The sequence below is a fragment of the Lachnoanaerobaculum sp. MSX33 genome, assembly GCF_000512995.1.
In the GTDB taxonomy this organism is placed as follows: domain Bacteria; phylum Bacillota; class Clostridia; order Lachnospirales; family Lachnospiraceae; genus Lachnoanaerobaculum.
In genome coordinates, this window is the sequence record NZ_AZXX01000081.1 from 1 (window position 1) to 11,998 (window position 11,998).

The following is an 11,998-nucleotide window of genomic DNA, read 5'->3' on the forward strand; positions in this document are numbered from 1 at the left end:
CAATAAAGGTAAAAAGGGGGGTGTGAAAAAACTCAATCGAGTTTTTTCACACCCCCCTTATTTTTACATTTTAATTACTCCTATAAACACCATATTCTGTGCTATCATCATATTATAAGGTCCGACTTCTTTTGACTTGGATACATTTACAGCTGTGATTTCGGTATCATAACCTTTTTCTTTTGCAAGTTTTACTATGTCTGTTATCTGTGCAATGGTTTCCATTGTTATAGCGGAGATTACGATAGTAGGATTTTTCTTTGAGGTAAATATCATCTCCATCATACTGATAAGTTCACCACCGCTGCCACCTATAAAGATTTTATCCGCATCTAAGATATTATCAAGTCCCTCAGGTGCTTTTGCATGTATAAGCTCTATATTTTCAGCACTGAAATTATGAATATTCTTTTTTATAAGCTCTACTGCAAGAGGATTTTTCTCTATAGCATATACTTTTCCTTCATATGCAAGCCTTGACATTTCAATACTTATAGATCCGCTTCCTGCGCCTATATCATAGCAGATACTGTTTGGACAAATATCCAACTTACTCATAATAACTGCTCTAACTTCGGATTTTGTTATCGGCACTTTATCTCTTGCAAATACTTCATCGGGAAGTCCGATACTTATAGACTTATCTGCATCCGGATTTGAAATAAGCATACAGTTTAAATCAGATATTTCCATTTCTATAATTTTTGATGCCTTGGCCTTTGTTATTCTTTCATTTTCATAAGAGAGATTTTCTCCCAGTATTATATCAAGGTCAAATAATCCGAAGTCTATAAGCTTTCTACAGATTTCTTTTACTCCTTCACCCTTAGATGTGATAATAAATGTAAATTCATTAGAATCTATATTGTGATATAAAAGCTCTTCCTTACCATGAAATGATAATATCTTTACTTTTGAAATATCGGTATTTGACTTTGCACATAAATAGCTAAGACTTGATATTCCGGGGTAGGTATTTATATTGCAGTCTTTAAAATCCTTTTCTTCTACCAAATACTTTAATTTATCAAAAAGTTTCAAACTTCCGCTAAAAAGTGAAATATCCCCACTGAATACTACAGCTGTTTCGTTATCCATATTTTCTCTTATAATTTCAATTATCTTATCTGTATTATACTCTGTAAAATATTTTTTATCCGGAAAATCTTCTTTTACACTGTCAACTATTCTTTTTGCACCGATAATTACTGAAGACCTTTCAAGTGCAGAAATTGCAGCTTTTGTTAGAAGATTTGGATTTCCAAGTCCAATTCCTACAAGATTTATATTTTTTGTATTTACCATACTTATCCCTGTTTACTATATATATTCTTTAAATTAAATTTGCAATCATCTACAGAAATACCTGTTATCTCAGTCTTCGGCATAATAATCACCGGAATACAACCGGTATTTTTTGCCGCCTCTATCTTTTCTTCAAAGCCACCACTTCTTCCTGACAATTTACTTACAAGATATTTGCAATCAAATTCTTTTATAATTGCTTCGTTTAAAGCCATAGAAAAAGGTCCCTGCATTGCAATAATATTCTTTGAAGGTACACCGGCAGATATACAGGCATTTATAGAGTCTATACTTGGAAGTACCCTTGGAAATATACGATTTGACAGCTCACTGAAAGCTGATATTTCCTTACTGCCTGTTGTAAGTAAAATATTTCCTTCTGTATTCAAAAGATAATTAACCGCATCAAAATTACTTGAAAACTCAAGAACATCTTCTAAACTCACATCCATAGACTCTCTTTTTATTTTAAAAAAAGTGATATCTTTTTCTAAGAGTTTTAATGCAGATTCTATATTTTTAGATATATCATAAGCATATGGATGTGTTGAATCTATGACGCAGGATATATTATTTTCTTTTATAAGCTTAGCTATCTCTTCTGTACCCAGTCGTTTATTACTAACTTTGACAGTTTTAAATTCCGGAAGAACTTCCTTGCCATACTCGGTAGCTACACATAGTATAGTATCTATTTTAAGCTTATCACAGTAGGTAGCAATCTCTCTTCCTTCAGTAGTACCGCCAAAGATTAAAACATCACTCATTGGAGTATCCTCTTGGCGTTACAAGTTTACCGTCAATAACTTTAGTCATAGAGTTACCTATAAATACCGTTTCAAACATGCCGACTGTCACATCTCTTAATTCCAAAAGAGTATAGACGCTATATCCTTCACCTTCTCTTCCTATGTTCTTTGCTATGGCACATGGTGTATTGTCACTCTTATACTTAAGCAATATATCACAGGCTTTTTGAAGATAATCTACACGTTTTTTACTTCCCGGATTATATATTGAGATACAAAAATCTCCTATTGCAGCACATTCAAGTCTTTTTTCTATCTTCTCCCATGGTGTCAAAAGATCACTGAGACTGATTACTGCAAAATCATGGATAAGTGGTGCTCCTATAATAGCGGCACCTGAAATTGCCGCGGTAACTCCGGCAATTGTTTTCACCGCTACATCTTTGTAATCCGGAGCTATACCAAGCATAAGCCCTGTAAGTCCGTATACACCTGCATCACCTGAGCAAACCATTGCTACCGTTTTTCCCTTATCAGCCTCTTCAAATGCCATTACACATCTTTCATATTCTTTTGTCATAGGTGTTGAAAGGCATTCCTTATCAGGCCATATTTCCTTTATCAAATCTGTATATACCGTATAACCTATAACTATATCGCTCTCTTCTATTTTCTTTATCGCCTCGACAGTCATCTGATCATATTTACCCGGTCCCATACCGATTATATATATTTGTTTCATTTTAAACCTCTTACTATAATTATTGTAAAATATCCGCTTGTTTCAGGAAGATTTTTTGCTCCGACAAATAATCTTTCATTTGGCATACCGCAATTTTCCACCATATAAATATCATAATCAAACTTTTCTTTCTTGATATATGAAGCCAGCTTCTCATAGCTTCTTCCGGATTTCATAAATACCAAAGTACCTTTAAGTTTGAATGCCTCTTCAAATGAGTATGATGATGGGATCACATGAAGCTCTTCATCTGCCAATGTAAGCGGAATACCAAGTGTAGCGGCAGCGGCACTGAATGATGTGATACCGGGTATAGTAATTACGTCTATCCCTTCTGCTTTCAGTCTTTGTGCAATATATGAATAAGTCGCATATACTCCCGGATCACCAAGTGTCAGGAGTGCTACATCTCCTTCTTTTAAAAGTTCTTTTATCTCATTGGTGATTTTTGAATGTGCTTCTTCCAATATATCAGGATCCTTTGTCATAGGAAAATCTATGCATAATTTATCTTTTTCATTTATCCCAGGAATCACTTGCTTTGCAATATTAAACGCAATGGAAGTATCCTCGCTTTTCCCGGGATAACATATAGTTTTTGAATTTTTTACTGCATTTAAAGCCTTTATTGTCATAAGCTCGGGATCTCCCGGGCCTACTCCTACACCATATAGTTTACTCATTTATTTTCTCCTGTATCTATAATCGTTATATTATCACTGAAAACAATAATTCTGATTTTTAAATTGTTTTTAAACTCTTCAATATTTGCATATCTGTTTTTATGATAAAATATCTCAGCCTTAAATGCACGGTTATATGCATAGTAAAGCATCTGATCTGCAAGTATATCAAAGCAATTTTCAAAGTTATTTTCTTTTATTATATTTACGGCACCTGTAGTGGTCTTTTGCTCAAATATATTTGAAGCAACCTGAATCGGTAATTCTTTGTTTTCTTTTATACAAAGTTTTGTTACTGCCGCTACAAGCAATTCAAGTCTGGAATCCGAATCATTTGAATGTGTATTCATTATTCCGCCTGACAGCTTTATAAGTTTGCCCAAGTCGCCACATAGTACAATTTCTCTTGCATCATTTGAGATTGCATAATCAATACTTTCACCTATAAAATTGCTTATAATAGCCACTGTAGTGCTGTTTATATTAAAATTTTTTTCTAAGAATTTTGCACCTATATTTCCGGGTGCCAAATATACTCGTCTTTCTTTTGAATTTTTTAACCTGAATTTTATATCAGCTTCTATTGTTTCTAAGAGTGCTGTTTTGCTCATAGGCAGTACCAGACCTGAGGTCCCAAGTATTGAGATTCCACCTATAATTCCAAGTCTTTCATTAAAGGTCTTTTTTGCTATCTCCACTCCGTTTTCTACCATAACGGTTATATTTACTATACCGCTAAATCCTGCTTCTTTTAATATACGTGAAAGATTGTCAATCATCATCTGCCTTGGAACCGGATTTATAGCCGCTTCTCCCTTTGGTAAGGCCAGTCCGTCTTTTGTAAATATTCCTACACCTTCTCCGGCAAAAAAATTAAACTCAAGACCGTTTTCTTTTTTTATAAATTCAATCTTTGTACTGATCATGATTCCGTCAGTAACATCCGGGTCATCACCTGCATTCTTTTTTACACCACAGATAAATAAATTATTTTGTACTGTGTGATATTCTATTGGAATACTGAGTGTTATACCTGCAGGTAACTCTACATCCACTATATCCTTTTTATCATCCAGATACATATATGCAGCTCCTATTGCAGCAGCAGTTGCTGTAGTTCCTGTGGTAAAGCCATACCTTTGTGTATGGCCGTTTTTTATATTAAATTCATCAATTGTCATATTTATACCTTTGGTATCTTGAATGAAAATTCAACACCGTCAAGTATATTTCTTACAGCAACAGTACCGTTATGAGCTTCTACTATCGCCTTTACTATAGACAGTCCGATACCGCTTCCTCCATATGCTCTGGAATGTGCCTTATCCACCTTAAAAAACTTTTCCCAAATATTGTTTAAATCTTTTTCAGGAATAGGATTACCTGTATTATAAACACTAAAAGTTATATTTTCTCCATCATCTGATACATTTATTTTTATTTCCCCGGAGTCACTTACATGATGAATAGAATTACTGATATAGTTTGTAACCACCTCTTCTATTTTGAATTCATCAGCATTAAGAAATATTTCCTTGTCGGAATCAAATTCAATATTTACATTCTTTTCACCTATAAGTATTGATATTGAACCGAGCACCGACTCAATAAGAGAAGTCAGATTAAAGTTCTCCTTATGCAAAATACTGTTTCCGGATTCAAGTGAAGAAAGTGTAAGTAATTGTTTTACCATTTTGTTCATCTTTTCACTTTCATCAAGTATTACCTCTGTATAGTATTTTCTGCTCTCTTCATCTTCACAGAGTCCTTCATTCAGTCCTTCCGCATATCCTTGAATAAGTGCAATAGGTGTCTTTAACTCATGAGAAACATTCGCAATAAAATCTTTCCGCATTTCATCAATAGCTTCTTTTCTCTTAATGTCTTCTTTTAAGAGTTCATTGGCTTCCTGTAATTCGTCAATAGCCTTTTTAAGTCTGTCGGACATATAATTCATATTTTGTCCAAGCGTCTGTATTTCATCACTTCTGTTACCTATATATTTGGCGGTAAAATCAAGTTTACCCATTTTATTTGAAATCTCAGCCAACTCAAGTATCGGATAGGTAATCATTTTTGCAATAATAAATGTAAGTATAACAGTTATAATGAATCCTATAATTGCCATATATATCAGAAATCTGTTTGAAATACTTACGCTTTCTTTTAAACTTGCAACCGGAGTAGACATTATAACCATTGTCTGATTATCACTGCAATATCCGAAACCTTCTATAAAAGATGTGTTTTGCATAGTCTTATGAAGTATTATTGTGTAATTATTATTAGTGTACAAAATATCCTGATTTTGATTTCCAATAAATCCGTCCTGGATTCTACTTATTAATCCGTCACCCTCCCTTGCGGATGAATATATGGCCTTATTTGTAAAGGAGTCTACAAGGGCAATGGTTATATTATATTTATTTGAGTAATCCAGAATAATACTTTTAAGGCTGTCATTAATAACAGATTCTTCAGTACTTTCATCAATGATATGCTGACCCGAGGAGCCGATTTTCATTACTTCATTATCTATTTTAAGGTATGCCTCTTTTATTTCACTTACCTTTTCATTCTGATAAAACCATCTCAGTCCGAAATTGTTTAAAAGACCTATTGAAAGTAATAATACCGAAATAATCAATAAGATTATCAAGGTTATCTTCATACGCAGTGAATGGCTGAATTTTTGTAACATATATACCTCTTTATGGCTTAGTCTTGGAAGAAAGTTCCACTATAAAATCAGACTTACCTACAGACTTTCCAAAATTTTCCTTGCAGCAACAAATAAAGAGTTTATGTCTGGCTCTTGTCATTGCAACATAAAACATTCTTCGCTCTTCTTCTATCTCATCAGCACCTTTTGCTTTTTTATAAGGCACACTTCCCTCATTTACATCAATAATATAAACAATATCAAATTCAAGTCCTTTGGAGGAATGGAAGGTCATAAGCCTTACGCCGTTATCATCTTCATTTGACTTTTTTCTTGCCTCTATCAGCTCTTCCTTATACTCTTCCATATGTACAAACCAGTCTGAAAATGTACCGAATTCAGATGCGCTGTTTTCAAGATCCCCCAAAACTGTATAGCAGTCATCACTTTCTATACCGTTCATATCACAGTACTCTTCTATATACTCATCATATCCTACTACATTTCTTATATATCTGAGAGCCGTTGCAGGCTTAAGATTCTTTATAGTCCTTAAATGTTCTCTAAGTTCTATTATTCTTTTAATCATATAGCTTTTATCTTCATAATAGTCAAATAGTGTTTCAATATTTGCTTTTGATGAGGAAAGTGAATCTCTGCTTATATACCTGTTAGGCTTATTGGAAATACGAAGCAAATCGGATTTATTTCCTGAATTTATAGAAAGCTTTATGTAAGATATAATATCCTTTGATACCCAATGCTCAAAAAGATTCGGAATAGAATCTCTTATAGTAAAAGGAATATTATTCTTCATCATCCTCTCAATTAAAAGTCTCGGTGAAAGGTTTGTACGATAAAGCACCGCAATATTGTTTATATCCTGCCCGGATTTTATATATTCCTTTATATCATTTACTATAGTATTTACCTCGGCAAAAGGATTTTTAAATTCTATTACCGATACAGGTGCACCGCTTCCGTTATGTGCCGTAAAAGTTTTAGGAAATCTCTTGCTGTTAAATGATATAAGTTTGGTCGAGGCATCCACTATTTGAGTACTTGATCTGAAATTTATATCCAGAAAAACTTTTGAAACATTTTTAAAGTCTCTCTCAAATCCAAGCATTATTTCAGGCCTTGCACCTCTAAATCTATAGATAGATTGATCGTCATCTCCTACAACAGTGATATTTTGATTCTTTCCCGCCATAAGTTTTATGATATTATATTGTAAAAAATTTATGTCCTGAAACTCATCTACCAAAATATATTGGTATCTGTTTTGTACTGCAGTTAAAATATCTTTTCTTTCGCTTAATAGCTCATATGTAAGTGAAAGCATATCTTCAAAGTCAAGTTTATTTCTTGCTTCAAGCTCGGCTTCATATTCTCTGTAGAGCTTTTTAAAAGTATCACTTGCAATACTGTTTGAATAATAGTTTTTTATATTTATATTATCCTGCTTAATAAGAGCTATTTCATTTAAAAGATTACCGGAAAGTGTATTGATATCTTCATTCACTATTTCAATTTTCTTTATCAATTCCTTTATAAGGGTATATCTTAATTCATCAGAGGCAATCTGTTCCGCACTGAATCCGTAAGCTGTTTTTAGAAGATTGAAAAACACTGAATGAAATGTTCCAAATGTTACAAGAGTTTTTCCGATAAGTTTTTCAAATCTGTCTTTCATTTCCTTGGATGCAGCTCTTGAAAATGTAACAACCAAAATATGGGCCGGGTTTATACCCGACCCCTCTATAAGATATTTTATTCTATGTGTGATTACAAAGGTTTTTCCGGAGCCGGGACCTGCCAATACCATCAAGGGCCCTGCCCCATGCTCTATGGCTTTTTTTTGATTACTGTTGTAATTTATCAATTCCAATCTTAATCCTTCTTATTGATTCATCTTTTCCAAGAACTTCCATAATCTCTGTAGCACCTGCAGGAGTCATCTGCTTTCCTGAAAGAGCTGTTCTTATCGGCCACATAATAAATCCTGTCTTATATTCATGCTCCTTACCAAATTCCTGCAAGATACCAAACAAATTATCATTTGTATAGTCATCCGTATTTTCAAGAATTGGTAATACCTCTTTTAAAAGAGATAATGAATTCTCAGAGTTGGTTTTCATCTTTTTATGTGTATACATTTCAGTATCATATTCAGGCAACTCTTCAAAGAAATCAATATGTGAAGCAATTTGTGGCAATACTTCTATTCTGGTCTTTACCATATTTGAGATCTTCTTTAAATCAAGAGGCTTTTTTATAACTTCTTTAATATACGGTTCTGCCAGTTTGAAGAAATCATCTTCACTCATATTCTTTAAATACTCACCGTTCATCCATGAAAGCTTTACCATATCAAAGACTGCAGGTGATTTTGAGATATGCTTATAGTCAAAAGCTTTTATAAGCTCATCTAATGAGAATAATTCCTTATCATCTTCAGGCGACCATCCAAGTAATGCTACAAAGTTTACTATAGCTTCAGATACATAGCCCTGTTCAATAAGATCCTCAAATGAAGAATGGCCGCTTCTTTTTGAAAGTTTTTTATGCTCCTCATTTGTTATCAAAGGACAGTGAACATATGTAGGTACTTCCCATCCGAATGCCTCATATAATCTGTTGTACTTAGGTGATGATGAAAGATACTCATTTCCTCTGACAACATGGGTGATTCCCATAAGATGGTCATCTACAACATTTGCAAAATTATAGGTAGGATAACCGTCAGACTTTATAAGTACCATATCATCAAGCTCTGAATTATCCACTGTGATATCTCCATAGATATCATCATGGAAAGATGTTGTACCTGTAGTAGGATTATTTTGGCGGATAACATATGGTATACCGCTTTCAAGATTTTTCTTTATTTCTTCTTCAGATAATGAAAGGCAGTGCTTATCATATTTCATTATCTCCTCACCGTTCACACTTGATCTGAGTGAATTAAGTCTCTCAGGAGTACAGAAACAATAGTACGCCTGCTTCTTTTCTATAAGCTTTTTTGCATACTCAAGGTATAGTCCCTGTTTTTGTCTCTCACTTTGTACATATGGACCGCAACCGCCGTCTTTGTCAGGACCCTCATCATGTATAAGTCCTGTCTCTGCCAATGTTCTATAGATTATCTCTGTAGCACCTTCCACATATCTTTCCTGGTCTGTATCCTCTATTCTAAGTAGAAAGTCTCCTCCTTCATGCTTTGCTATCAAATATGCATACAATGCGGTTCTAAGATTTCCAACATGCATTCTTCCGGTAGGACTCGGTGCATATCTTGTCCTTATTTTTGTCATAAATGCTCCTTATCTATATATAATTATTATTTATGGTGTTATCTCAAACTTATAGCCCATGCCCCATACTGTCTTTATATAATCACCTCTCTCACCCATTTTGGCACGAAGTTTTTTTACATGGGTATCAATGGTTCTGGCATCTCCGAAATAATCGTAATTCCATACTGAATTAAGGATTTTTTCTCTGGATAATGCAATACCTTTATTTTCAATAAAGTAGGTTAAAAGTTCATATTCTTTGAAGCTTAAGTCAACCGGCTTTTGATCTATATAAACACTGCGTGCAACCTTATCAATCTCTATTGCACCGGCTATAAGTTTTTCTTCAGACTCACCCATTGTTCTTCTAAGTACCGCTTCAACTCTGGCAACAAGTATCTTAGGTGAAAAAGGTTTTGTGATATATTCATCTACACCGAGCTTATAGCCTTTAAGCTCATCTCTTTCTTCACTTCTTGCAGTCAACATCATAACTGGTACCTTGGAATACTGTCTTATAACTTCTAAAGTTTCAAAGCCGTCAAGTTTCGGCATCATTACATCTAATAGAATCAGTTTTATATCCTTATTTGCATCAAAGACTTTTAGAGCTTCCTCACCGTCTTCGGCTTCCAAAACTATAAATCCCTTTACAGAAAGAAAATCTTTTACAAGTTTTCTCATTCTGGCTTCATCATCAACCACCAGTATCTTTATATCTTCCATATAATCCCCACAACAGTATAAAGATTCAGTTTACTGTTCGCTCTTTATTATAAGTCCAAGTTCCTTAAGCTGTGCATCATCTACCTTATCAGGAGCATTTGTCATAAGATCTGATGCATCCTTTACCTTTGGGAATGCGATAACATCTCTTATAGAATCTGCCTCAACCATAAGCATTACCACTCTGTCAAGACCATATGCAAGTCCTGCATGAGGCGGTACACCATACTTGAATGCATCAAGAAGATAACCGAATCTTTCCTGTGCAACTTCTTTTGAAAGTCCAAGTACATCAAACATCTTTGCCTGTACATCTCCCTGGTGAATTCTTACAGAACCTCCACCTATCTCAGTACCGTTAAGCACAATATCGTAAGCCTTTGCTCTTACTCTGCCGGGATCCGAATCAATATACTGCCAATCCTCATCCATAGGTGCGGTAAACGGATGGTGCATTGCTTTAAATCTGTTTTCTTCCTCTGACCACTCAAGAAGCGGGAATTCTGTAACCCAAAGGAATCTGTAATCATCTTTCTTTAAAAGACCGAGTTGGCTTGCAAGTTCAACTCTTAGAGCACCGAGAGTATCCCAAACAACTTTATTGCTGTCGGCAGCAAAGAAGAGCATATCACCCGGTTTGGCATCCATAGCTTGCTTTAGTCCTTCTATCTCAGCCTCAGTCATAAATTTTGCAAATGAAGACTTGATATTTCCGTCAGCTTCAATAGCCATATATGCAAGTCCCTTAGCTCTGTAGCTCTTAACAAACTCTACAAGAGCATCTATTTTCTTTCTAGGCATACCTGCCTGGCCTGTAGCATTGATACCTCTTACACTGCCGCCGGCTGCCAAAGCATTCTTAAATACTGCAAATTCAGAGTTTGCAACAACATTTGAAACATCCTTTAATTCCATACCGAATCTAAGGTCAGGCTTATCTGAACCGAATCTGTCCATAGCCTCCTGCCATGTCATTCTCTGTATAGGGAGCTTAACATCGATATTAAGTACATCCTTAAAAAGTCTCTGTAAGAGTCTTTCGTTTACATCCAAAACATCATCCACATCAACGAATGAAAGTTCCATATCTATCTGTGTGAACTCAGGCTGTCTATCCGCTCTAAGGTCCTCATCTCTATAGCATCTTGCAAGCTGGAAATATCTGTCATATCCCGATACCATTAAAAGCTGCTTAAAAAGCTGAGGTGACTGTGGAAGTGCATAGAAACTTCCCGGATATACACGGCTTGGCACAAGATAATCTCTTGCACCTTCAGGTGAGCTCTTTATCAGTGTAGGTGTTTCAATCTCTAAAAATCCGTTTTCTGCAAGGAAGTTTCTTGTGGTTGTAGCCACCTTACTTCTTACCATAAGATTTCTTTGAAGGTCAGGTCTTCTAAGATCAAGGAATCTGTACTTTAATCTAAGCTCTTCCTTAGTCTTTGAATCTTCCTCTATATGAAATGGTGGTGTCTCTGACTCTGAAAGTATTCTAAGTCCTGTTGCTCTTACCTCCAGTTCACCCGTTTCAAGTGAATCGTTAAAAGCACCGCTTCTTTTTTTAAGAATTCCGGTTACAGCTATACAAAACTCCTGTTTAAGCTTCATTGCCTTGTTAAATACTTCGCTACCGCACTCATCTTCTTCAAAAATAATCTGTAAGATACCTGAACGATCTCTTAAATCACAAAATATAATTCCACCTTTGTTACGGTTCTTTTGAACCCAACCCATTACTGTAACTTCACTTTCAATCGGTGCATTAACCACCTCTGCACATCTGTGACTTCTCTTTAAGCCGAGCATTGATTCTGCCATTTTTTATCTCCTCA

The 11,998-nt window shown here is 34.9% G+C and carries 10 protein-coding genes; all 10 read right to left on the reverse strand.

All coding sequences use genetic code 11. The features are described from left to right. Positions 1-63: 63 nt before the first annotated feature. The 10 genes from HMPREF1495_RS08875 to aspS are packed head-to-tail and all read right to left on the reverse strand — an operon-like array spanning position 64 to position 11,984. The gene (locus tag HMPREF1495_RS08875; protein WP_034213941.1) at positions 64-1,305 is read right to left on the reverse strand and encodes a bifunctional cobalt-precorrin-7 (C(5))-methyltransferase/cobalt-precorrin-6B (C(15))-methyltransferase; all 1,242 of its coding nucleotides are present in this window, start codon (positions 1,303-1,305) and stop codon (positions 64-66) included. A gap of 2 nt (positions 1,306-1,307) precedes the next feature. Further along, on the reverse strand, positions 1,308-2,072 hold the full coding sequence (gene cobK, locus HMPREF1495_RS08880; RefSeq protein WP_034213943.1) for a precorrin-6A reductase: 765 nt from the start codon (positions 2,070-2,072) through the stop codon (positions 1,308-1,310). Continuing rightward, positions 2,065-2,796: a precorrin-3B C(17)-methyltransferase gene (gene cobJ, locus HMPREF1495_RS08885; RefSeq protein WP_007591949.1), complete on the reverse strand. Its 732-nt coding sequence runs from the start codon at positions 2,794-2,796 to the stop codon at positions 2,065-2,067. Before cobJ ends, cobK begins: the two co-directional genes overlap by 8 nt. Beyond that, positions 2,793-3,479, reverse strand: coding sequence for a precorrin-2 C(20)-methyltransferase (gene cobI, locus HMPREF1495_RS08890; RefSeq protein ID WP_034213947.1), 687 nt, complete (start codon positions 3,477-3,479; stop codon positions 2,793-2,795). Before cobI ends, cobJ begins: the two co-directional genes overlap by 4 nt. Continuing rightward, positions 3,476-4,660, reverse strand: a complete 1,185-nt coding sequence (gene cbiD, locus HMPREF1495_RS08895) for a cobalt-precorrin-5B (C(1))-methyltransferase CbiD (protein ID WP_034213949.1) — start codon at positions 4,658-4,660, stop codon at positions 3,476-3,478. Before cbiD ends, cobI begins: the two co-directional genes overlap by 4 nt. A gap of 2 nt (positions 4,661-4,662) precedes the next feature. Beyond that, entirely contained in the window at positions 4,663-6,180 is a 1,518-nt protein-coding gene (locus tag HMPREF1495_RS08900; RefSeq protein WP_034213951.1) for a sensor histidine kinase, read from the reverse strand. A gap of 10 nt (positions 6,181-6,190) precedes the next feature. Beyond that, positions 6,191-8,032, reverse strand: a complete 1,842-nt coding sequence (locus HMPREF1495_RS08905) for an ATP-dependent helicase (RefSeq protein ID WP_034213953.1) — start codon at positions 8,030-8,032, stop codon at positions 6,191-6,193. Next, positions 8,007-9,458 carry a glutamate--tRNA ligase gene (gene gltX / locus HMPREF1495_RS08910; RefSeq protein ID WP_034213956.1) on the reverse strand — a complete coding sequence of 484 codons (1,452 nt, stop codon included), beginning with the start codon at positions 9,456-9,458 and terminating at the stop codon, positions 8,007-8,009. Before gltX ends, HMPREF1495_RS08905 begins: the two co-directional genes overlap by 26 nt. A gap of 30 nt (positions 9,459-9,488) precedes the next feature. Further along, a complete protein-coding gene (locus HMPREF1495_RS08915) occupies positions 9,489-10,166 on the reverse strand; it encodes a response regulator transcription factor (RefSeq protein WP_034213958.1) in 678 nt (225 codons plus the stop codon). 30 nt (positions 10,167-10,196) lie between these two features. Continuing rightward, entirely contained in the window at positions 10,197-11,984 is a 1,788-nt protein-coding gene (aspS, locus tag HMPREF1495_RS08920; protein WP_034213959.1) for an aspartate--tRNA ligase, read from the reverse strand. Between the last annotated feature and the right edge of the window lie 14 nt (positions 11,985-11,998).